This is a genomic window from Microcoleus sp. bin48.metabat.b7b8b9.023, assembly GCF_013299185.1.
In the GTDB taxonomy this organism is placed as follows: Bacteria; Cyanobacteriota; Cyanobacteriia; order Cyanobacteriales; family Microcoleaceae; genus Microcoleus.
The window spans coordinates 106149-128174 of the sequence record NZ_JAAFKG010000002.1; the positions used below are offsets into that span (position 1 = coordinate 106149).

Annotated in this window: 20 protein-coding genes and 1 pseudogene; 8 read left to right on the top strand and 13 right to left on the bottom strand. The window is 45.6% G+C overall.

Translation table 11 applies throughout. From position 1 onward, the window contains the following. Positions 1–354: 354 nt before the first annotated feature. Positions 355–1722 carry a TldD/PmbA family protein gene (locus QZW82_RS01725; RefSeq protein WP_293143573.1) on the top strand — a complete coding sequence of 456 codons (1368 nt, stop codon included), beginning with the start codon at positions 355–357 and terminating at the stop codon, positions 1720–1722. A gap of 344 nt (positions 1723–2066) precedes the next feature. Here QZW82_RS01725 and QZW82_RS01730 read toward each other — a convergent pair whose 3' ends face one another. Both QZW82_RS01730 and bioF read right to left on the bottom strand, forming a co-directional pair. Then, positions 2067–2216, bottom strand: a complete 150-nt coding sequence (locus tag QZW82_RS01730) for a hypothetical protein (RefSeq protein ID WP_293143575.1) — start codon at positions 2214–2216, stop codon at positions 2067–2069. Between the two features lie 602 nt (positions 2217–2818). Then, positions 2819–3991: an 8-amino-7-oxononanoate synthase gene (gene bioF / locus QZW82_RS01735; RefSeq protein WP_293143578.1), complete on the bottom strand. Its 1173-nt coding sequence runs from the start codon at positions 3989–3991 to the stop codon at positions 2819–2821. Positions 3992–4057: 66 nt separating this feature from the next. On the opposite strand from bioF, the gene QZW82_RS01740 reads away from it, so the two are divergent. Then, positions 4058–4993: an exopolyphosphatase gene (locus tag QZW82_RS01740; protein ID WP_293143581.1), complete on the top strand. Its 936-nt coding sequence runs from the start codon at positions 4058–4060 to the stop codon at positions 4991–4993. A gap of 124 nt (positions 4994–5117) precedes the next feature. Here the strand turns inward: QZW82_RS01740 and QZW82_RS01745 are convergent, their stop codons facing one another. From QZW82_RS01745 to QZW82_RS01755, 3 genes are all read right to left on the bottom strand, one after another. Beyond that, positions 5118–5351, bottom strand: coding sequence for a hypothetical protein (locus tag QZW82_RS01745; protein WP_293143588.1), 234 nt, complete (start codon positions 5349–5351; stop codon positions 5118–5120). 11 nt (positions 5352–5362) lie between these two features. Continuing rightward, entirely contained in the window at positions 5363–6484 is a 1122-nt protein-coding gene (locus QZW82_RS01750; RefSeq protein ID WP_293143591.1) for a glycosyltransferase family 4 protein, read from the bottom strand. A 655-nt stretch (positions 6485–7139) separates the two neighbouring features. Continuing rightward, positions 7140–9950 carry a chloride channel protein gene (locus QZW82_RS01755; protein ID WP_293143594.1) on the bottom strand — a complete coding sequence of 937 codons (2811 nt, stop codon included), beginning with the start codon at positions 9948–9950 and terminating at the stop codon, positions 7140–7142. Between the two features lie 296 nt (positions 9951–10246). Between QZW82_RS01755 and QZW82_RS01760 the strand changes: the two are divergent. Next, a pseudogene (locus QZW82_RS01760) lies at positions 10247–10367 on the top strand (IS630 family transposase); the annotation flags it as partial. Between the two features lie 71 nt (positions 10368–10438). Here the strand turns inward: QZW82_RS01760 and QZW82_RS01765 are convergent. From QZW82_RS01765 to QZW82_RS01780, 4 genes are all read right to left on the bottom strand, one after another. Next, entirely contained in the window at positions 10439–10699 is a 261-nt protein-coding gene (locus QZW82_RS01765) for a tetratricopeptide repeat protein (RefSeq protein ID WP_293143597.1), read from the bottom strand. A gap of 102 nt (positions 10700–10801) precedes the next feature. After that, on the bottom strand, positions 10802–11578 hold the full coding sequence (locus QZW82_RS01770) for a tetratricopeptide repeat protein (protein ID WP_293143600.1): 777 nt from the start codon (positions 11576–11578) through the stop codon (positions 10802–10804). Positions 11579–11632: 54 nt separating this feature from the next. Beyond that, positions 11633–12343: a haloacid dehalogenase type II gene (locus tag QZW82_RS01775; RefSeq protein WP_293143603.1), complete on the bottom strand. Its 711-nt coding sequence runs from the start codon at positions 12341–12343 to the stop codon at positions 11633–11635. 143 nt (positions 12344–12486) lie between these two features. Next, positions 12487–13443, bottom strand: coding sequence for a GDSL-type esterase/lipase family protein (locus QZW82_RS01780; protein ID WP_293143606.1), 957 nt, complete (start codon positions 13441–13443; stop codon positions 12487–12489). A gap of 27 nt (positions 13444–13470) precedes the next feature. Here QZW82_RS01780 and QZW82_RS01785 point away from each other — a divergent pair, with 27 nt between their 5' ends. Continuing rightward, positions 13471–13605 carry a hypothetical protein gene (locus tag QZW82_RS01785; RefSeq protein ID WP_293143609.1) on the top strand — a complete coding sequence of 45 codons (135 nt, stop codon included), beginning with the start codon at positions 13471–13473 and terminating at the stop codon, positions 13603–13605. 263 nt (positions 13606–13868) lie between these two features. Here QZW82_RS01785 and QZW82_RS01790 read toward each other — a convergent pair whose 3' ends face one another. The 3 genes from QZW82_RS01790 to QZW82_RS01800 form a co-directional block, all read right to left on the bottom strand. Further along, positions 13869–15164, bottom strand: a complete 1296-nt coding sequence (locus QZW82_RS01790) for a TldD/PmbA family protein (protein WP_293144013.1) — start codon at positions 15162–15164, stop codon at positions 13869–13871. A 250-nt stretch (positions 15165–15414) separates the two neighbouring features. Continuing rightward, a complete protein-coding gene (locus QZW82_RS01795; protein WP_293143612.1) occupies positions 15415–16275 on the bottom strand; it encodes a Tab2/Atab2 family RNA-binding protein in 861 nt (286 codons plus the stop codon). Between the two features lie 110 nt (positions 16276–16385). Next, positions 16386–16511, bottom strand: coding sequence for a hypothetical protein (locus QZW82_RS01800; protein ID WP_293143615.1), 126 nt, complete (start codon positions 16509–16511; stop codon positions 16386–16388). Positions 16512–16718: 207 nt separating this feature from the next. Here QZW82_RS01800 and QZW82_RS01805 point away from each other — a divergent pair, with 207 nt between their 5' ends. The 4 genes from QZW82_RS01805 to QZW82_RS01820 all read left to right on the top strand — a co-directional run bounded on the left by QZW82_RS01805 (position 16719) and on the right by QZW82_RS01820 (position 19955). Further along, the gene (locus QZW82_RS01805) at positions 16719–17132 is read left to right on the top strand and encodes a hypothetical protein (RefSeq protein WP_293143618.1); all 414 of its coding nucleotides are present in this window, start codon (positions 16719–16721) and stop codon (positions 17130–17132) included. A 12-nt stretch (positions 17133–17144) separates the two neighbouring features. Further along, positions 17145–17372: a hypothetical protein gene (locus QZW82_RS01810; RefSeq protein WP_293143621.1), complete on the top strand. Its 228-nt coding sequence runs from the start codon at positions 17145–17147 to the stop codon at positions 17370–17372. Between the two features lie 495 nt (positions 17373–17867). After that, complete coding sequence (locus QZW82_RS01815) at positions 17868–18590, top strand: pyridoxine 5'-phosphate synthase (RefSeq protein WP_293143624.1); 723 nt, start codon at positions 17868–17870, stop codon at positions 18588–18590. Between the two features lie 570 nt (positions 18591–19160). After that, entirely contained in the window at positions 19161–19955 is a 795-nt protein-coding gene (locus QZW82_RS01820; protein WP_293143627.1) for a hypothetical protein, read from the top strand. Between the two features lie 646 nt (positions 19956–20601). On the opposite strand, the gene QZW82_RS01825 is transcribed toward QZW82_RS01820, so the two are convergent. Beyond that, positions 20602–21624 carry a tetratricopeptide repeat protein gene (locus QZW82_RS01825; RefSeq protein ID WP_293143630.1) on the bottom strand — a complete coding sequence of 341 codons (1023 nt, stop codon included), beginning with the start codon at positions 21622–21624 and terminating at the stop codon, positions 20602–20604. Between the last annotated feature and the right edge of the window lie 402 nt (positions 21625–22026).

Genomic DNA, 22026 nt, shown 5'->3' on the forward strand with positions numbered 1-22026 from the left:
TCTCCCCATTGGTGTCAACTTAAGGTCAAAAACTTTTGTATTTTTCGTTCGCAGCCGAAGCCAGATCCCCCTAAATCCCCCTTAAGAAGGGGGACTTTGAGTGCTTCTTGTCCCCCCCGACCTAAGGGTTAGGGGGGATCTGGCATTAATCACCAGACAGAAGACTGGAATTACGTTTGACGTGTTTGTTGACACCAATTCCTTCTCCCCCTCTCCCACTCTCCCACTCTCCCACTCTCCCCATCTCCCCAACTCCAGACTCGCGCACCCGAAACACGGGATTTGTTGGCTAAAATAAGGTTAGCAATAATTTTTGTCAGTGCTGGGCGCTAATCATTACATAGGGGCAATTTGATGCAGGAACAGTTGATGGAAGCGATCGCACCTTACCGCGATCGAGTAGATTATCTAGAAGTTCGCCTCGAACAAAGCGAGTCAACAGCCATTAGTTTTCGCGGCCCTCAGTTAGATGCAGTCAACCGCAGTTTCAGTCTAGCCGGCGGCATCCGCGCCTGCCACAAAGGCGGCTGGAGTTTTGTAACATTTAACGGTTTAGCTGAATTAAAAGCCCGGATTGAAGAAGCTGTCGTGCAGTCTCGTTTGGTAGGTAGCGAAAAAACTGTACTAGCAGATGTAACTCCGATTCAAGATTATGTCGCGGTGGAATTTGGTCGCGATCCGCGATCGATTACTTTAGCCGAAAAGCGCAAGTTGCTCGAATCTTACAACCAATTGCTGTTAGATATCGACCCGCGAATTCAAACCACAATGGCCGGTTACAGCGATCGATTCGGGATTACTTATTTTGTAAATTCTCAAGGAACTTGCATCGCTCAAGAGCGTTTGGACGTGACGGGGCGGTTTGGGGCGATCGCCCGTGGAGAAGGTGGTGTCGTTCGCCAAGGGTTTGAATCGATTCATTCGCGATCGGATTACGATGTCTTGACAAATATTGAAGATCGTGTTAAGAGTGCGGCCGTTCGAGCGGTGAGCCAATTAGAAGCAAAACCGGTAAAAGGCGGCCAGTATCCAGTGATTTTAGACCCTTATTTGTCGGGGGTATTTATTCACGAAGCTTTCGGCCATTTGTCGGAAGCTGACGGCATTTACGAAAACCCGAAAATGCAGGAATTGTTGACTTTGGGCAAGCCTGTGGCGATCGAACAATTGAACGTAATTGACGATGCAACATTGCCGGGATTGCCGGGAACTCTCAAATACGACGACGAAGGAGTGCCTGCTCAGTGCAAGCATTTAATTAAAAATGGAGTTTTAGCAGCTCGGATGCACAATCGCGAGACTGCGGGCAAAATGGGCGAAGCTCCGACGGGAAATGCCCGGGCCTTGAGCGCTACTTTTATGCCATTGGTGCGGATGACTAATACTGCGATCGAATCTGGCGAACATTCTTTTGACGAAATGGTGGGCGACATTGAAGAAGGAGTCTATGCAGTACGGATGTTGGGAGGACAAACCAACGGCGAAATGTTTACCTTTGCAGCAGCCGAAGGCTTCATGATTCGCAACGGCAAATTGGCCGAACCGGTGAGTGATGTCACGTTAAGCGGCAACGTATTTCAGACATTAAAGGATATTGAGTCGATCGGCAACGACTCAGTTTATGCCTACGGCGGCTGTGGAAAAGGTGGCCAAAGCGGTTTAGCTGTCAGCGTCGGCGGCCCCCATTTACGGATCAAAAATGTTGTAGTCGGAGGCAGATAATATAGCTTTTCGAGCTTTGATATGAGGTACTCATGGGGATAGGGCATAGGGCATAGGGCATAGGGCATTGGGCATAGGGCATAGGGCATAGGGCATACCTCACTTTTTTTAGAACCGCTATATAAAAACTGTTGAGTTTTGAATTTTGAGTTTTTTACTCAACAGTTTTTATCCCCGTCGGCGCACCCAACAGTTCAATAAAAAACCCGGTTTCTTGAAGAAACCGGGTTTTTTTCTACCAACTAAGAGAGGAGTGAAAAATTATCGGGTAGAGGTTGCGGGAATTCTGCATTTCTCACGCAACCCTCTCAACCAAACTACGGGCTAATTTTAGTCGCAGCGACTTAAAGCTGTCTCATCTCATCTTCCAGCACCCGAACCAAATCTTGATTGCCACTGGCTCTAGCGACTTCAATGCGGTGCATCAGTTGCTTTTGAATGTTAGCGCGGTGGGTTTCAGCAATTTTTTTTACGTTTTGGCGATTTGTGTTCATGGTGAACGTTCCTTATATTAAATTTGGTGTAACTCCTACTTCTTTAATATAGCGCAAAATTTCAAAAAGTATCTAAATTTACAAAAAGTTTACAGTTATTGACCGATCGACCACAATAGTGTATACTCCTTGGCATAAGTCAATAGCGATATCTTGACATTTCCGATAATTTAAATAGTAGAGTTAGGTAAGCTTCTCGCTTTCCAAATCCAGGGTACGCAGCCGCGCTTCAGCGCTCTTAGGTACGTAGTTGCGCTTCAGCGCTCTTAGGTACGTAGTTGCGCTTCAGCGCTCTTAGGTACGTAGTTGCGCTTCAGCGCTCCGAGGTACGTAGTTGCGCTTCAGCGCTCTTAGGTACGTAGTTGCGCTTCAGCGCTCTTAGGTACGTAGTTGCGCTTCAGCGCTCTTAGGTACGTAGTTGCGCTTCAGCGCTCTTAGGTACGTTGTTGCGCTTCAGCGCTCCGAGGTACGCAGCCGCGATGAAAGCGCTCTTTGCTCTTAGGTACGCAGCCGCGATGAAAGCGCTCTTTGCTCTTAGGTACGCAGCCGCGATGAAAGCGCTCTTTGACATAGATAAAAGCGCTTAAGCGCAACAACATACCTCAGTCAAAACTGAAAACTTGCCCCAGCGCCTCTAGCAAATGGTGAAGGTGTGCGAGCTCGTGAGTTGCCATCAGCGAAATCCGAATGCGGCTGACACTGACAGTCGGAGGGCGAATCGCCACAGCCAAAATACCCATTTCCTTGAGTTGGCTGCTAACTGCTAAAGCTGTGGCTGCATCTTTTAACAGCAGACTGAAAATTGGGGAGAGGGAATTGCTAATTGGTAATTGGCGATTGGTAATCGCCCCATATTTGAAAGTTTCAATATTTTGTTGCAACCGAACTCGGCGCTCTGGTTCTTGCTGTACAATTCTCACAGCTTCCAAAGCAGCCGCCGTGTCAGCCGGCGTCAATGCTGTAGTATAAATCCAACTCGCGGCTCGATTGCGGAGAAAATCAATTAAAGCAGCAGAGCCCGCAACGTAGCCGCCCAAACTTCCCAAAGCTTTGCTAAGCGTGCCAACTTGAATTAGTGGCAATCCCTTACAGCCGAAATGTTCTGCACAACCGGCACCGCTAGCACCGAAAACTCCTGTAGCGTGAGCTTCATCTACTAATACCATACAGTTAAATTGCTCGCCCAAAGCTAACAACTCCGGCAGCGGACACAAGTCCCCATCCATGCTAAAGACGCTATCGGTAATAATTAAACACTTGCGGAATTTAACGCGATTTTCCTCTAGCTTGGCTTTTAAATCTTCAAGATTGCAGTGATTGTACTCTAGCGCTGTTGCACGGCTGAGTATGGCTCCATTTTTGAGACTCGAATGATTGTACTTGTCAGATAATATCAAATCGCGCTGGCCGACAACTGATGCGATCGCCCCTAAATTCGCTAAATACCCAGAACTGAATACTAAAGCGTCTTCAGTTTGTTTTAAATTAGCAATAGCCAGTTCTAGCTGTCGGTGCAAATCGCGGTGTCCGCCCACTAACCTCGAACCCGTTGCACCCGTACCAAATTCCTTAGTTGCAGCCATCGCCGCTTGAATCAACCTGTCATCGCCGGCAAGTCCCAGATAATCGTTGCTGGCAAAGTTAATCAGCCAACGGCTTGCTAATTTTACCACAGGCCCCGGACAGCTTTCGATCAATTGTGGCGATCGATACCAATCGGCCCGGCGAACAGTGTCCAGGGACTTCTCTAGCCAAGCATAAGGGTCTGCATTCATATTGTCCAGCGATCGAGTAATAAGTTATATTGTCTTATAATCAGTCCCTGCCTATCAGAGAAGCATATGCCACTCACTAAAAAATACAGATTAGTCACCCGCAGTGATTTTGACGGTCTTGTCTGTGCCGTTTTACTCAAAGAACTCGATATGATAGACGAGATTAAATTCGTGCATCCTAAAGATATGCAGGATGGAAAAATCGAAATAACAAATAACGATATTACCACCAATTTACCATATGTTGAGGGAGTTCATCTAGCTTTCGACCACCATTTTAGCGAAACTCTCAGACATGAAAAAATCAAAATCAACCACATCATTGACCCCTATGCAGCTTCCGCAGCCAGAGTGCTGTACAAATATTATGGAGGCAAAGCAAAGTTTCCTGATATTTCCGAAGCGATGATGCTAGCAGTTGACAAAGCAGACTCCGCTCAATTTGCCAAAGAAGAGGTTTTGCAACCGGAAGAATGGGTGCTGTTAAACTTCTTGATGGACGCCCGCACCGGCTTGGGCAGGTTTAAAGAATTTACGGTTTCCAATTATCAGTTAATGATGGAGTTAATCGATTACTGCAAAAATCATACCATCGATGAAATCTTGCAGCTTCCTGATGTGAAAGAAAGAGTAGACCTTTACTTCGATCAATCTGAAAAATTTGAAGACCAAATACAGCGTTGCGCCAAAGTTTACGATCATTTAGTCGTTTTGGATTTGCGTAACGAAGATGTGATTTATGCCGGAAATCGTTTTGCAATTTACGCTTTGTACCCCGAGTGCAATATTTCGATTCACGCACTGTGGGGACTGAAGCAACAAAACACTGTTTTCGCCGTTGGCAAATCAATCTTCAACAAAACTTCTCAAACTAATATTGGGGAGTTAATGTTAAAATATGGTGGGGGCGGCCACCGGAATGCGGGAACTTGTCAGATTGAAAATGATAAAGCTAGTAAAGTTTTGAAAGAGTTAATTGCCCAGATTGAGCAAAAGGGTTGAATTAAATTAACTTGATATTTTTTGCAGTCAGGACTTGAGTCTTTGATGATTTAAATTTTCAGGACTGAAGTCCTTACTACAAAAGGGAATGTTTAGGACTCAAGTCCTTGCTGCTAGCGGGAGTTTAGTCCTCAAGGTTTTGAGGTTGGGGGTTCGGGGCGTTGAAATTTTCTGCACTCTTGCCTTTGACTGGCGGCAAATAATCTACTAAACCCATATCAAAAGCCACATCCGGCAAATCGGCAGCGTTATAATTTCCTGCTTCAAACAATCGCCCAGGAGTAAAACAAGGCTGCTTCAATCTTACCACTTCGCTAGGCGAAAACATTCCCCTAAACATTTTGCGTTCGAGTCCCATAATTTCTGCTCCTAAAACAACTCTCGCATTAATCTTAACAATTTTTTGCCTGTCGCTTCCCAATTAAATAAATCCGCCGTCTCCCGAGCTTTTTGGGCTACCTGAAAACGCATGGGATCCTCCACAATTTTTCGCAACTGTTCGCGAACAGACTGAACATTTGGTTCGGCCCAATGAGGAGAATTTCTAATTTTAAGATACTGAGTATCGTAACATTCTCCGACGGGAATTAGATCGTGAGCAATGGGATAACAGTTAGCACTATTTGCGTACTCTGTCGGGCCACCGTACACAGTCATAGCGACTGGTAAACCCGCAGCAAAGGCATCCAAAATTTTAATCGCAAAACCCTCGCCACGAAACGGAGCCAAAAAAGCATCTGCTGATAAGTATAAATCCGCTAGTTCTGTTTTAGTAAAAAATTTAGGCTTTATCTCTATTTTCGGCTTTAATTTGCCGAATTGTCTTTCCATATTTATGATATGTTCGGTTATGGCATCAGGATTTTTGCCACCATCTTTGACGATCAACTCTACGTTGGCATCATCTTGAAACTCTTGATAAAATGCTTGGATGGCGAGATCCGTGCCAAATCTATACAAGTCAAAAGAATTGGTCATGTGCAGAATAGATTTTACATCTTTCTGGTTTTTTTTAGGTCTGTCAGAATAGAGTTGCGAAATTAAAGGATTGAAACCTAGAGGTATGACGGAGACTTTTTTTGCCGGACATCCAGCTTGGATTAAAACGTTTTTAGAATATTCGCTGACGGCTATGATGTGGGATGAATTGTTGACAGCATCGTAAATCCAGTAATCATATTCATCATCATTTCTGGCGAATTCGTAATTGATGGCAAAAAATTCTAATTTGAGGTGTCCGCTGAGTTCTTTTAAAAAGAAAGGTTTCCAGTAATGAGACCATTTTAGCTGAAATAAATCTGATGGTGCGGTGTTCATCCACTTGGCTAGGAGGTGGTTTTCTTCGGCTGTGGAATAGCGTGTGAGGTGAGATGCGATTTCTGAGGGTTCGACTGAAATAGGAATCCCCATTTTGTCTAAGGTTTTCGCCAGCGATAGGGTAATGTCGGCGAAGGAATTAAAATTTTGAAAGCCGACGTTAAAGTGAACCATAATTAGTTATTGGTTATTGGTTATTGGTTATTTGTTATTGATTGTAGGGTGCGTCAGGCGAGTAGGTTTTCAATACAAACTCAGGATTTTTGCCCTGACGCACCTTGGGTTTATTGAGGTGAGAAGGTTTTCAATACAAATTCAGGATTTTTGCCCTGGCGCACCTTGGGGTTTATTGAGGGTTGATTAATTAATACCATTTCTCTAAAATTGTGCAACACTCTTCGACCCCCCCTAGCCCCCCCTTGCTAAGGGGGGGAACAAGAATACTGTTATTTCGTTGAAAATTGGTATAAATTATTCATAAAAACATTTGTACAAGCCTCCACGTGAAAGATGCGGATTCATGAGATTGTTGATATAATTTAGGGATGTTCGAGTGCGACGCACCCTACGACTCACATCTCAAAATATACGATTTAAATGCGGTACAGCTTAGGATTTTGCTAAAGTGTAAGGTGCGTCGCTTGATGATTTTGCATATATAGCCTTTCTCAAAAAGATGAGGTATGGCTGACGGCTTATATAATAAACACTAAGAGGGGCTGAAGCCCAACAACGTACCTCATCTTTTTGAACACCGTTATGATTTAGGGATTGTTGATGGATCCGCACCCTACGACTCAAATCTCAAATCGCCCATGGTATGATTTTGCTAGGATGCCGATCGCACTAATATGACTGTACAGTCGCATCCGCGCGCCACAGCTTCCGGGATGTTCCCCTGAATTACCTGTTTCAGCAGCCCTTCGCGACTCGCTCCCAGGACGATCGCATCACATTGATCGTTTTGAGCCAAATCAATTAAAGCATCCGACACCGACTTAGCGCAAACCGCAGTCACTATTACTTCACAACTAACCCGCCCCTGAATAAACTTCGCAGCTTGCTTTAATTCGGCGCGCGAGGGCTCCGCAACAGAAGGCTGGTGCACCTGACACAATTTAATCTCCGATAAGGCACTCGCAGCCACGAAAGCAGGTAGCAGCCGCAATGCCGCAGCTTGCTTGTAACTGCCGCGAATTGGTACTAACCAGCGGTGCAAACCCATCAGTGTGTGCAATCCCAATTCTGGCGCCCGAATGTCGGAATTGGGCGAGGAAAATTCAGTCTCTGGTGTCGCTGATGAACTTGATGTCACAAATTGAGAATTTTCTGCGTCATCAATTCCTGCGGCATTTAACTGCCATTCTGTAGACGCATATTCCCGCGCGCTACTAGCTGTTAAAAACTCATTTTTCTGGCGTGTTGCTAATAGTTTTTCGCTCCATTTAACTAAAACTACTTCGCAGCCTGCTTGCCGAATTACGGTATCGACGACATCGCCAAAAATGCGTCCTGTTGTGGATAATTCGCCTTGCCATCCCATCAAAATTAAGTCAATGTGACGCTCCCTAATTGTCTCTAAAATCGCGTGAGGCACGTCGTGAGCTACCCGGATTTGAGTGTGTACTGGCAAGTTCCAATTGCGGATAATGCGCTCGGCTTGTTGCAGCAGGCGGCGGCTTTTTGTGGTTCGCACTGCGCTTTCTGAGGGGGAACTGTTGCGCGGTACTGTGATGATTTGCAGGCATTCTAATTCGTAATTGCGATCGCGCGCAATGGCGGCCGCCAGTCGCAGCAAGGCGGGTGCTGTTTGTGGGTTGGACAGCGGCACTAATAAGCGGCCGTTTCCGACTTGTGGCGCTCTGGTTTGATACACTACATAGGATGGTTCTGGATGCGGGCCTTGGGTTGTTTCTCCGCTGAGGCGATCGGATTCTACTCGGATTATGTCGCTGCGGGTAATAATTCCAACTAGATGCCGTCCTTCTATGACGGGCAAGCGGCTGATATTGTAGTGATTGAGTCGGTACAGTACCTCGCTTAGGGTATCCTTGGCTTTGACTGCGATCGGCTGTGCAGTCATAAATTCTTTGAGCAGTGTCTTGCCGGACAAATTCTGCTCGCTGGCTTTTGCTAAGTCGGTTTGACTGATAATGCCGACCAGTTTACCATTTTCAACTACCGGAAAGCCGCGGTGGTGCGATCGCGAAAAAGCCTGCATCACTTCATCGAAAGTCAGTTGACTCGAAAGAGTTTCAACTCGGCGCTGCATCACGTTGGCTGCGTACAAGTCGCTCAAACCATCAACCGCAGGTTTATCTTTGGTGAGATGAATGCCGCTAAACTCCAAAAGGCGATCGTACAAAGAGCCGCTGTCCACCTTTTCGGCGACTAAATAAGCAACTACAGAACAGATCATCAAAGGTAGCACTAATTTGAAATCTGCCGTAATTTCAAACACAATAACTACCGCCGTAATCGGCGCCCTAGAAACCGCACAAAAAAACGCTCCCATTCCCGCCAAAGCGTAAGTTACCGGCAAACCAACACCCAGCCAATGTGCCTGTACAATACCGACAATATGGCCGAGTGCCGAACCGAGAACTAAAGAAGGTGCAAACAATCCTCCCGGAGCTCCCGAAGCTGCGGAAAGAATTGTCAAACAAAAGTGAGCGATAAAAGCAATTAAACTGGTGGTTCCGCTAGCTTCTCCGGTTAGCAAAAACTCGCGCAAACCAGTATTATTGCGAAAATTTTCTGGCAAAGCAGCGATGACTATACCACAGATAAACCCCGCACAAGCAATTCGCCAAGGCAAGGCTAATTTCAGCGTTTTTCGATTGAAGTGCAAACCAGCAATAATCCCTTTGCTGAACAAAGCTCCCAGCAATCCCGCTAAAACTCCTAACAGTATATAGAACGGAATTTCCTGAGGAAAAAAACTAATTTTATACTCTCGCAAATTGAGATTTAAACTATCTCCGCCCAAAAGCTGCGAAACAACCGCACCGATGAAAGAAGCAATAATTGCCGTACCTAAAGTCAAGCCAGAAACATCGTGCAGCAGTTCTTCAACTACAAACAAAACCCCTGCAATCGGAGCATTAAAACCAGCAGCCAGTCCCGCCGCTGCACCGCAAGCAATCAATTGGCGGCGGTAGTCTGGGGAAGTCGGCATCAAGTTACCTATCCAGCCTGCCAAAGACGCTCCAATTTGGACGGTTGGGCCTTGTCTTCCCAGGGTTAAACCGGAACCAACTGCTAAAATAGTGGTCAGAAGTTTAACGACAGCTACTCGTAAATTCAAAGAAAGATTGACACCAGCGAGGGCAGCTTTGACGTGAGGAATGCCACTACCAGCAGTTTCTGGAGCGAAACGTTCAACTAAAAAACCTGTTAGAAACCCGCCTAATAAACCGACAGCCGGAAGCAAAATTAAAGCTGGAATTAGCGTTGAGGTAGCAACTCGCCAACTGCCGAGCCATCCGACTCCTAATTTGAGCAAGACGCCAGCCAATCCTGAAATTAAACCGATCAGGCAAGCTTCAAAAATAGCGAGGCGTTTGGGGCGTAAAAAAAGCTGAGATTCGATCACCCTGGAAGGTTCCCTAAGTTGCTTAGGGATATGAATGTACGGCATAAATAGGTAGATAACCTGCGAATTGTATGCTCGATTAGACTTTAGCAAATATTCGTTATATCTCAATACGGTTTACTTAACACTATTTATGCCCGGAGATCCCCCTCGCATCCCCCGCATCGTTGCGGGGACTTTAAGAGCTTCTTGTCCCCCCCTTGGTTCGGGGGGTTAGGGGGGATCTGTCTTAAGTCAACCGTATTGCGTTATATCTGGGAAAATACAGCGAATTTTAATTGCTAATTTACTATTTTTTCGATGCCATAATTTTGATTCCTATACTATAGCAGTTCTGGTAAATAATCATTGTACAAGACAACGGTCTAATACACCGATGTCAGGAGGTTAAACAGTTATGGTCAAAGTGGGAAGAGCAGGGTTTATATATCTTTATATTGTTCCAAAATGAACCCAATTTAATTAGAGTGGCAACACATTAAAGAAGATGAATTAGCTGCAACATTAATTGAGATTACAAGGTGTTGAAAAATTTATGATTTTTCTTGAATTCTTTTAATTAGGTTTAGTGCCTTTTCATAATCATCTTTTCTTGCTTGTTTCTGAAATAAGTCGGCGGCTTTTTGTAAATCTTGTATCGCACCCTGCTTATCTCCTAATATCGATCGCGCAATACCAAGATTGGCGTAGGCTTCAGCATAGTCTGGGTTGATTTTTATATCCTGGTCGAAATCGGCGATCGCACCCTGGTTGTCTGCTAAGCTCGATCGGGTGACACCTCGGTTATAGTACAATACGGTTGACTTAAGAACAATCTGACTTTCAAGAGATGCCTGTATTGCCTAGAAAATCTTGAGATGACATTCGTCAAAAAGCGTTAAGTCCACCGTATTGGTTTATGGTGATTCTTGAAGTCTATTAATTATATTTATTGCCTTTTCGTAAAGAACTTTATTGCCTTGTTTCTGAAATAATTCTGTGGATTTCTGAAGATCTGCGATCGCACCCTGCTTGTCTTTTAACCTCGATCGAGTAATCCCCCGATTGTAGTAGGCTAAAGCATAGTTGGGGTTGAGTTTCAGGGCTTGTTCGTAATCGGCGATCGCACCTTGACTGTCTCCTGAGTCATCCCGGACATTGCCCCGATTGACATAGGCGGTGGCATTGTTGGGGTTATTTTTGATGGCTTGGTCATAATCTGCGATCGCACCCTGTCTGTCTCCTGACTCATCGCGGAGATTGCCTCGATTGATGTAGGCATTAGCATCATTGGGCTTAATTTTTATGGCTTGGTCAAAATCTGCGATCGCACCCTTCTTGTCTCCTAAGTTCGATCGGACTACACCGCGATCGTTATAGGCCTCGGCATAATTGGGGTTGAGTTTAATCGCTTGAGTGTAAGACTCTATAGCACCCGGATAATCTCCTGCTTTGTACTTTTCTACAGCCTGATTGTAAAATTCTTCCGCTGTTTGGTTTTGTGTCAAAGCCTCACTGGCTACCTGTGCGCCCACATCCACCTTCGTTGAAGCCAACAATCTGAAACTTTGGTCGATCGGAATTCTCAATGAAAAGCTTTTATTTTCGGCATAACTCGGTTGACAATTTACTAAACCTGTGGTTGTTGAAACAACTAATCCTGTCAACACTCCAGTCAAGATTTTAAAATTCATCCTAATCTCCACCTTTTGGTAATTTCAAGCAACTATTTTGACATCTGCGGTTATTTAGGCGATCGCCTCCACCAGCGTTTTCAAATCCGGCACTTCTAAATCCGGCTGGGCGCTGGCAGGCAGTGTCGCCCCAAATCCTGTTCGATCGTATCTCCTATTTACCCAAACTGTCGATATTCCCATATATGAGGCTGGTACAATGTCGTGATACAGGCTTTGAGCGACGTGCAGGAGTTTTGACGTTGGTATGCCCATTTTCTCGATCGCCATTTCAAAGTTGCGAGTTGACGGTTTGTACGATCGTACTTGTTCGGCAGTAATCACCCAATCGAATTCAACTTTTAAATGTTTGGCAGTACCAGCAAACAAATCGTCATCAATGTTGGAAATTACCGCCAATTTATATTTTTGCTTGAGCGCTCTCAAAGCTGCAACTGTATCCGGGAAGGGCTGCCAATTTTTGATCGATTCAACCAAACAATTAATTTCTGTTGCCGACTCTGTTTCTGTCGGTTCAAAACTAAATCTTTTACCAATCTTTCTGACTATTTCTTGCAGAATTTCCCGATATTTGATATACTCACCCCTGTCTTTTTCCAGTTCCGATTCAAACTCAGCAAACATTTCTAAAGTTCCGTCATCGCTAAAATCGATTTCGCGGTTGGACAGCAACTGTTTCAAGACTGGTAATATCCCACTTTCCCAATCTATGAGAGTGCCGTAGCAGTCAAAACTCACAACTTCAAATTGATTAAAATCTAACATCTGTCATTCCTCCTATTTTATCGAGACTGAGCCAGTCCAACCTATAGAAACCGATTTATTACAAGGATTAAAGGCGATCGACCAGTTTTTTAGGAAAAAACCCGGTTTCTGAGCAGCAATCCGTAAGTCCTGTTGATTCTATTTTACGGTTGGTATTCAGCAAAAATTTCAATTTTGCCGACAATATTGCGATTAAAGTCTGCCAACTCTTCCGCTGGAATCCAATACTCTTGATGAATCGAACTCCCGACAGTTTGGACGGGATACTTTTTCAAGAATTCAGCCACAACTCGAAACCTGGTTGCATAACCAAAATATCCCGATGCTGCATCTTTGGTATTCCAATCTCGTGCAATTTGTATGGCATATGCTTTGTGAAGTACGGGATAAAAAATAGGCTGGAAAGACAGTCGCGGCGGAAATTCCAGAAAATCGCTTTCTTTAATTAATTCCATTTCTTTTTTTCCGACTGCTCTAAACAGAGTTACCGTCTCTTTATCTGATATGTTTATATTTTTAAACCAATCTTTCCAAGCCTCCCAATTGTGAATTATTTTAGCCACTTCCTTGTAACCAGCAGCCCTAGGATGGGAACCGTCATTGTTGGTAAGTTCTTCGATCCAAATCTCTGATTTTTCCAGCGGGGTACAAATATCTAAATAAGGCACATTTAACTCGCTACAAACTTGGGAAAACTGCTCGGATAAACTGGCTATTCTGATTGTGCGCTCGACATCAATAACTGGCGGCGGCCCTATCATTAAGACTGGCACTCTTTCTTTCGCAGAGTTGAGAATATAGCGGAGATTTTCAATTGACTTTTCAAGTTCGACGCGAGTTTTTCCGTTTTCAAAATAAGTGTCGTTGACGCCAAAGGAAAATACTATTCTGCCGTCGCAGTAGTGAGGCAAGCGACAAGAAACTTCGCTGAACCACCGAGTTTCTATATCCGTACTGGTTTCTCCCCGCACTCCTAAATTGTAGTAGGTAATATCCTGTCTTTGCCCGCTGGCTGCCGCGCAAACACGTCCTGTCCAACCAAGATATTTGGGGTCGCCCGTACCATTGACAAAAGAGTCGCCGATAAAACAAATACGCATATTATGTCCGGGAATGGGGAATGGGGAATGGGGAATGGGGAATGGGAATTGGGAATTGGGAATTGGGAATTGGGAATTGGGAATTGGGAATTGGGAATTGGGAATTGGGAATTAGTTATTTTTTATTTTTTATTAGAAAAACTCCTCACAACTAACGACTAATCACTAACCACTAACCACTAACTACTAAGCTGTTGGGCATCTTAATTGTATTTTTGGGGCTGGCTCTGGGAGCCACCCCACAAGCATTTTATCAAACTTGACTGCACAATTTAAATGCACTTCAGCTTAACCACTAACCACTAACTATTAACTATGACCGATTACCAATTATCGATTACCAATGCCCTATGCCCTATGCCCTATGCCCAATCCCCTATGCCCTATGCCCTATGCCCTATGCCCTATGCCCAATCCCCATGAATTTAGTTTTTGCCCGTAACGGACAATCCCTCTACAATTACAGATGGTGTGTGGCAAGAACCGTTCCACTCGGAGTCTCCTCCTAATTCTACCAATTGTTTGAGGACACTGTAGACGTTGCCGGCTACCATGGTGTCTTTGATTCTGCCGATTATTTGACCTTTTTTGACTCTGTAGCCGAGATCGACGTTTATTGAAAAATCGCCGGAAATTCCGGCACTGCCGCCAAGCATTTGATCGATGACAATGCCGTCGTCTAATTGAGCGATTAAGTCAATTAACGATCGCTCTCCTGGCTTAATTAAAACATTAAACAAACTCGGCGTTGGATAGCTGCCCAAACCCGGGCGAAATCCGTTGCCGGTGGTGCCGCTTCCCAAGGCTCGACCGGTGGTGCGATCGGTATAAAATAGCTGCAATACTCCGCTGTTGATAAAGACGATCGCCCGAGTGGGAGTACCTTCGTCATCAAAAGGACAGCTATAGGGCCCGATATCCGGCTGCTGCGAGAGAGTGACAAGGGGCGATGTTACTTGTTGGCCCAATCGATCGTTCCAAGGAGAAGCGCCTTCGAGTACCTGTTTGCCATTCAACGCCGCACAGACAGTCCCCCACAGCAAATCGGCAGCTTTGGCTGTAAACAGTACCGGCACGCGGCCCGTGGCGGGGGCTACATTTTCTTTCGCCCATTCCAAACGCTGCAAAACCCGCTTGGCGCTGGTGGTTAAGTCGAGCTTGCCGCGTTCGGTTTCGCCATCCCAAATGTTGAGGAAATCTTCGCCGCGGACTAATTCTGCTGACAAATAACCGCTGAGGGTGGTGTCGGTGTGGCTAGAATCCAAGCCTCTGGTGTTCAGCAAGCGGGTACTTTCAATTTCGCAGTCGAGCTCGGCGGTGCAGAGGCTTTCTGGATAGGCTTCGCGGACGATCGCGATCGCCTCTTTTCCCCAGTTTACCAACTGTTCGGCTGGGACTGACACTCCGCGATCGGGATACACAACTTTGTCACCGGTGCCGAGTTCGATGGTTTCCGGTTCGTTGAGTTGCGAAAGTGCGATCGCGCGATCGACCAAAATCTGGGCTTCCACGGGCCCGTAGGCTACCGCCAAACCCGGCCGCCCGTCCCGCCACAGCCGCAGCGCAATGCCTTCTGCTTGGGCAGTTTCTAGCTGTTTGAGGCGGTTTGCTTCAAAAAATACCGGCCGCGAGAGCGATTGCGATTCCAATACCTCAGCAGCTTCGGCACCTGCTTTGGTGGCTAATTCTAGCAGTTGTTCTGCTGATTGGTGATTGGTCATTGTTGTAGTTGACAGTTGACAGTTGACAGTTGACAGTTGACAGTTGGCAGTTGGCAGTTGGCAGTTGACTGTTGTCATTTGTCATTGGAAGCAATTACCGATTGCCAATTACCAATTACCAATTAGCGATTACCGATTACCAATTACCAATTACCAATTAGCGATTACCAAATTTTTGCCACCGATGCCAGATCGGTTATTGCCAAGCAATCGACTAATTAGTTAGTTAGTTAGTTAGTTAGTTAGTTAGTTAGTTAGTTAGTTCGTGCAGCAGCCAAAATCCTGCAAAAGATTCCGATTGTGAATTCGACTGAATTGCTAAAAAATGTACTTGTTTTGCTTGCTTTTTCGCCGCTTCAAATGATGCCGCTTCTTTCTCAGTTGCTGAGTCTCTGAGATTAGCTATAATCCAGCGATCGTTAGCTCCCGTATCTAATACCAGCCTAGGGATAGGGGCGCTATCATATCTGAGAAAAGCTAATTCCAAACCCGACATCCAACCTGCTAAAGCCGTTGCTCTCGATGAGTAGATAATTAATCCTGGAATTTGTGTTTCCGGGGCGAGGCGTGTCATCGGGAGTCCGAAAGCTTCGCCAAATCCAATATCCCACTCGGACATCTCGTCAAAAGCTGCGATCGGCAAACTCACAAACGTCCATTTTTCGCCGATTAAGGCATCCGGCAGCGCTATGGGCGTTTCGGGTACAAATTGAACGGTGGGGTTCACAACCGGCTGATAACCCGGTTCGGCGGGATAAACGTCTTGCATCCGTTCTTCCAGCCACAGGCTGAGGGCGAGGGTGCGGCGGCTGGAGGCTGAGGGAATATCCAATTCCTCGCAGGCTTTGGTAATCATGTTCGCCATTTGGCGGCGAAAAAAGCGGATTTTTTCGGGTGGTTTCGGTGCAGAGGCGATCGCATCTTTAATTGCACCAGCCAGCCACAGGGAATTCACGGTTGTACTGGGGCAGAATTGCGAATAGCGAAACAGAGATTCTGCCTTGTCGCCTACATTCAGCGGGCTTTCGCAAATCAACACTTCCCATTTTTTTTTGTCTCGCTCGTCTAGGATTGGACGGCTGTAAAAGTCGAGTTCCCAAATAGTAGCCATGCCGCGCTGTTAAAAATTAATCCTTTCTCATGTTACCTGACATCGGGCAAGTTTCTGATGAGTAAGAATTTAAGACTGATTTTCAATTGCGGGCGATCGCGCTTACCTAACTAAATTATGCCTCTGCCTACTTGGCGGGCGATCGCACTTTCCCCAAAAATACCGCTATCCCTCGCCGCTTCCCATCCAAATTTCCGCAGCAGCACCCAACCGGACACATTAGCAATTCTGAGCATAACAGTTCCCCAGCAATCTCAACCCGCGATGTTTGTTAAACTTGTCTAAGCCAAGGAAAACTCAAACTATAGCTTGATGCGATGAGACAAATCATTCTCGAAAAGATTGTTTCTACCCTACAACCTTTAGATTTTGTTCTCGCTTTGTGGCAAGGAGGTTCAGCAGCCCACGGCTACACAGACGAATGATCATACCTCGATATTGCAGTGCTGGTTGCAGATAACTGCGTCGAACAAACGTTTGAGATTGTGGAAAAAACTATCGCCGAAATTGGTGAAATCGAACTCAAATATCGAGTTCAAGAACCTGCTTGGCACGGTCAATCCCAGTGCTTTTGGCGGCTCAAAGAAACTCCGCCGTTCTTGCTAATTGATTTTGCCGTTTTCCGGCGCAGCAGCCGCAACGATTTTCTAGAAATCGAGAGACACGGACAAGTCCCCATCGCCTTTGACAAAGCCAATCTAATTGTACCGCCTCATTTGGATACAAACAAGCATCTTGCCCAAATGCAAGCCAGATTCAACGAAATCACAATTCTTTTTGATTTGCTGCAACCTCTGGTCAAAAAAGAGATATATCGCGGTCATTTAGTAGATGCGATCGGCAATTATCACAACTAGACGCTTTTACCCTTGGTCGAACTCTTGGGCACGATCTACCGTCCCCACAGATACGACTTTAAACTCAAATATTTCACCCGAGATTTTCCCCCCGCCATAGTCGATCGCGTTGCACCGCTTTTCTGCATTGCCAATCTGGAAGATTTGAGAGCAAAACAGCAAACAGCCGAGGCTTTATTTGCAGATACATTACCGCAGGTAGAAGCTAAATTATACTCTAATACCAATTCTCAAAATTAGTAGTAGGGTGCGTCAGCCACTTCTGGCTCCCATCTGAAAATTAGGCTAATCGCTGACGCACCCTACAATATCTTCGATCCTTCAACCGCAGATGTCAGACAGATAAACACAGATAAACGCAGATAATTTTAGGGTGTTTTCCGATTTTTGCAATAATAAGTTTATTATATTCTAATGCCAATTCTAAAAAGTAGGTAAACAGCACTACCGTGTCCTGCCCAGTGATAGCCAATAAAGCTCTGCAATTTGCCACGCAGATCGCGAACAGGGCAAGACCAGTTTATCTAGGTAATATGGAAGTTTTAACAATTGGCATCAAATTTAGGATTGTAGCAATATACTGTCAATCTTGTGCAAGAATATCCTATTAAACCTAGAGGGCTGAAGCCCAACAACGTACCTCATCTTTTTGAGAACCGCTATAACCTAAAGTGCTAAAGATTTCGTCCCTAAAGCGATTAATATAGCAGTAGCAACCTTAAATATTAACATCCCATGACAAAACTCAGCGTCAACATCAACAGAATCGCCCTGCTCAGAAACTCTAGAAATATCGGCATTCCCAGCGTTACCGAAGCTGCAAAAACAGTAATCGCCGCCGGAGCTCACGGCGTCACAGTCCATCCCCGCCCCGACGAAAGACACATCAAAGCTGCCGATGTTTACGACTTAGCTAAAATGCTAACCGTCGAGTTCAACATCGAAGGAAATCCGTTTCAACCTCCTTTTATGGATATAGTTTGCGATGTCAAACCTGCTCAGTGTACCTTAGTGCCGGATGCTCCCGATGTGCTCACCTCGGATAGCGGTTGGAATATTCCGGAAAATCGCGATCGCCTGTTACCAATTATTGAAAAATTAAAAGACAACGGCATCAGAGTCAGCTTGTTTATGGACGCAGATGCTGCTCTCATGCCCCTAGCCAAAGAAGTTGGAGCAGACCGAGTAGAGCTGTACACGGAACCCTATGCAACTGCTTTTCGTGAAGGGAATGTAGAATCTGTTTTTCAAGAGTATGTTTTAGCAGCTAAAGCGGCTCAATCTGTAGGTTTGGGAGTGAATGCCGGACACGATCTAAATTTGGAAAATTTAGCTAAGTTTTGCTCTATTCCTAATATACTAGAAGTCTCGATCGGTCACGCTTTAATTGCGGAAGCGCTAGAAATGGGCTTGTCCAATACGGTAAAAGCTTACCTAAAAATTCTCTCAGGTTCGTAGTACAAATAAACCTGGCGTGGCAGGGCTAGTTTTGCACAAAAATCATGACTAAACCTGCCCCTGGTATGTACAAAGCATACGAGCTTGTCGTTGTGGACTGCGCGATTCTGGGCAAATTAATAGCGGGAATGTGCGATCGCCCTGCACCCTAAAAGCCGATCGCCCTCGCACAAGGTAACAGTAGAGACCGCAGTCAGGGGTGTCAAGGGCATTTTGGTGGTAGCAATACCAATCCGGAAGCCCAGACACCGAGTTTTTTGGGTGCAGGCATTTTTTTACCCATATCCTTGGAAAAAACTTTAATTTTCCTTAACCCAATTGCTGAAATTCTCAACGATACTATGCGTAGGCAGTATCATTAAAATGTCCCGAGAAATGTCCCGACAAATTGAGGCTACTACTTAGCTCCCGCACTACCAATCTGCTACCAACAGTTTTGTGCAAGTACGGGATATTTACCTGTATCCTAGATGCTGCTGTAGCCAAGTGTGCGATCGCGCTTACTTAATCCGGTGCAAACAGGCAAACACAAGTAACCATATACAACTCCTTACCCCTGCCAAGTGCGACATGAAAAAACTAATTTTACTGACTGGAATGCTACTCATGATGACGGCAAAATCCGTATTTGCCAGCCCTGTAGCCCCCAAATTTGAACCGAGCGAGCGGATGGCCGCTGCGGAAATTACACAAACTGTTAATACACCCGTTACTTCGACCCTAGTTGCTAAGCAAGAACCGATCGAGCCAACGTCAGTTACCCCAGCCCCGGTTGCTAAGCTAGAGCCGATCGAGCGAATGTCAACCTCGGAAATTCGAGCCACCATCAGCCAACCAACCACCTATATTTTTGAAGGCGTCAAAGGGCGAGAACTCACACTCTCGCTGTGGGCGGGAAAACTGACAGCCCAACTGTACAGCCCCAACGGTCAAAATCTGGGAGTTGTTGACAAAAGTGACAATCAGTGGATAGGTCAGTTGCCAGAGTCCGGCATTTACCGCGTGCGAGTTACTCCCAAAGGTGAGACTAGCGCCTTCGTACTCGAACGCGACTTTAACGCCAAGTGGACTTATAGGCCCGATCGCGCACTTCCCATAGCATACGGGGAAACAGAAGCCACAGTTAGGCTCAAAATGTCCGGCTACCAAATCCAGCCCCTGACAGTTCCCGGAAAACAGGGACAGACAATCACGGTGAATGCTAGCAACAAAAATCTCGATGTGGCGATCGAATCTCCATCGGGACAACTCCTAGATCAAGGCGAAGGTCAAACTTTTGCTCAACTCCCCGAGTCTGGCACCTACAAGGTGCTGATAGTTGCCAACAGGCCAGTTAAATCCTCGATCAGAGTTGCGGTGCGATAGATCGAGATAGATAGAAAAAACATTCTTGAGGGCGATCGAAATTTCCCTCGCCCAACCACAAAAGCTCGCCCGAAACGCGATCTTTTTTTTGCCTAAAATCAACCGCTAAAGAATGATATCATGTCCGTTTGTAGTGCGGACTTCAGTCCGCTTTATGCTGCGGACACTCCCGACGCACTACAAACAGTTTTTGTGATGGTAATCAACCGGACATCATATGATTCATCAAGATTTGTACGGGTAGTGGATGGTGCGTGCCTACCCCCCTATCTATCGAGGCAACCTATGGTGGTTTTATTGTCAGGATAGGAAATATTAAACTACCAAATTAGATGCGCTTACCCTGGCAGTTGGGCCAAGGTACGTTGTTGCGCTTAAGCGCTCTTTCCTAATATTATAAAGAGCGCTTAAGCGCAACTACGTACCTAATTTGTCTGATGACTATAACACCACCCTGCCTATCTATCGGGGCAACCTAGGGCGGTTTTATTGTCACTATAGGAAATATCAAACTACCAAAAGTATCGCTCAAAGGTGGGCTGGCAGTTTGACCTATGTACGTAGTTGCGATCTTTGCACTCTTTCCTAATATTATAAAGAGCGCTTAAGCGCAACAACGTACCTATGACAACTGTCAACTGAATTCTCAACCTTGAATCAGCGCTGCAAAACGTTCTTGTTTCCAAATGCAGCTTAAATCGGAGTCAGCTACAGCTAATTCTCGGTATAAATTAGGCATAAACTCCACAGCCCGCTGCAAATTGTCAAGGGCCAAATCAGCAAAGCCCAGCAGTGCATAACAGCAAGCTTGATTGTAAAAAGCGTTAGCAAAATCAGGATTGATTTCTAAGGTAGTTTCATAGCAAGCGATCGCCTCCGAATAGCTACCTTGCTGCGCCAATTCCACACCTCGATTGTACCAAATCAAATAATCTTCAAAGATACATTCTGATGTGGGAGTGAACTTGGCATTTTTTTGATTTAAACCGACTAATTTTTGCAAAGCAATTCGTCGCTCGCCTACAGCTTCGGCTCTGCCCGGTTTCAGAGCGATCGATCGACTAAAACTAGCCACTGCTTGCTTGTAAAGTCCCATGGAGTTGGCAGCTAGACCGCGATTGTACCAAGCCTTCGCATCATCTGGGTTAAACTCGATCGCGCGATCGAAACTGTTGAGCGCCTGATAGTAAAGCTTTAGTTCCAACAGAGCATTTCCTCGGTTGTACCACGCCCAAGGCGCCTCTGGGTGCAAACTCAAAGAGCGATCGAAACTCAGAACCGCCTTATGGTAAAGCCGCATATCGATCAGCGTCAGTCCCCGGTTGTGCCAAATACTCGCCGCATATGGGTTGAACTCCAGAGCCCTGTCAAAACTGTTAAGAGCCTCCAAAGGGCGGCCCAACTTTCCTAAAGCAATAGCCCGGTTGTGCCAGCCAAAGCTCGCATCCGGCTGCACCGCCAAGGCTTCATCAAAACTCGAAAGCGCCTCTAAATGTCGTTCTAAGTTGCCCAAAGCCATACCTCGCCCGAACCAAGCCTTATAATGATCCGATTGCAAGTTCACAGCTCTGTCAAAATTCGCCAGAGCACTATCATGATCGTTAGCTTCGAGGTGGCGCGAACCCAGATGATAATACCAAGCTGCTTCCAAGTTTTGAATTAAGTTCATAATATTTTTGCATCTATCTTAGGGATGATTCTACACAAAAAATGCCCGAGCTTCATCTGTAATTTCACTAAAAATTAGAAAATTTTGATACAGGGCGATCGCCCGTACAAACTGCTAGCGACAACCTCAACAATTGGCGGCTGAAACAGAGTAATTTCCTCCGATTAAATGCTTTTTCAGCTAACCACACTCATCGCTGGTTGGAGGTGCTGCAAATCTCAGGCTGGCGCGAGTCACGCAACTATTACCAGAAAGAATTGGTTGAAAGTCGTAACCCTTTGAGGGAGAAATTACGATCGGACTATTTATTACCCCAATCCTCGCACTTCTAAGTAGAGGTCGCTATCAAACTGTCAACTGTCAACTGTCAACTGTCAACTGTTAAACGCATCCAAAATTAGG

Coding starts and splice junctions, on each gene's coding strand:
- QZW82_RS01825 (WP_293143630.1), bottom strand. CDS start 21,624: ATGAACTTAATTCAAAACTTGGAAGCAGCTTGGTATTATCATCTGGGT.
- QZW82_RS01730 (WP_293143575.1), bottom strand. CDS start 2,216: ATGAACACAAATCGCCAAAACGTAAAAAAAATTGCTGAAACCCACCGC.
- QZW82_RS01740 (WP_293143581.1), top strand. CDS start 4,058: ATGCCACTCACTAAAAAATACAGATTAGTCACCCGCAGTGATTTTGAC.
- QZW82_RS01795 (WP_293143612.1), bottom strand. CDS start 16,275: ATGGCTACTATTTGGGAACTCGACTTTTACAGCCGTCCAATCCTAGAC.
- QZW82_RS01780 (WP_293143606.1), bottom strand. CDS start 13,443: ATGCGTATTTGTTTTATCGGCGACTCTTTTGTCAATGGTACGGGCGAC.
- QZW82_RS01800 (WP_293143615.1), bottom strand. CDS start 16,511: ATGCTCAGAATTGCTAATGTGTCCGGTTGGGTGCTGCTGCGGAAATTT.
- QZW82_RS01770 (WP_293143600.1), bottom strand. CDS start 11,578: ATGAATTTTAAAATCTTGACTGGAGTGTTGACAGGATTAGTTGTTTCA.
- QZW82_RS01790 (WP_293144013.1), bottom strand. CDS start 15,164: ATGACCAATCACCAATCAGCAGAACAACTGCTAGAATTAGCCACCAAA.
- QZW82_RS01755 (WP_293143594.1), bottom strand. CDS start 9,950: ATGCCGTACATTCATATCCCTAAGCAACTTAGGGAACCTTCCAGGGTG.
- QZW82_RS01785 (WP_293143609.1), top strand. CDS start 13,471: ATGGGGAATGGGGAATGGGAATTGGGAATTGGGAATTGGGAATTGGGA.
- QZW82_RS01820 (WP_293143627.1), top strand. CDS start 19,161: ATGAAAAAACTAATTTTACTGACTGGAATGCTACTCATGATGACGGCA.
- QZW82_RS01745 (WP_293143588.1), bottom strand. CDS start 5,351: ATGGGACTCGAACGCAAAATGTTTAGGGGAATGTTTTCGCCTAGCGAA.
- QZW82_RS01750 (WP_293143591.1), bottom strand. CDS start 6,484: ATGGTTCACTTTAACGTCGGCTTTCAAAATTTTAATTCCTTCGCCGAC.
- bioF (WP_293143578.1), bottom strand. CDS start 3,991: ATGAATGCAGACCCTTATGCTTGGCTAGAGAAGTCCCTGGACACTGTT.
- QZW82_RS01725 (WP_293143573.1), top strand. CDS start 355: ATGCAGGAACAGTTGATGGAAGCGATCGCACCTTACCGCGATCGAGTA.
- QZW82_RS01775 (WP_293143603.1), bottom strand. CDS start 12,343: ATGTTAGATTTTAATCAATTTGAAGTTGTGAGTTTTGACTGCTACGGC.
- QZW82_RS01815 (WP_293143624.1), top strand. CDS start 17,868: ATGACAAAACTCAGCGTCAACATCAACAGAATCGCCCTGCTCAGAAAC.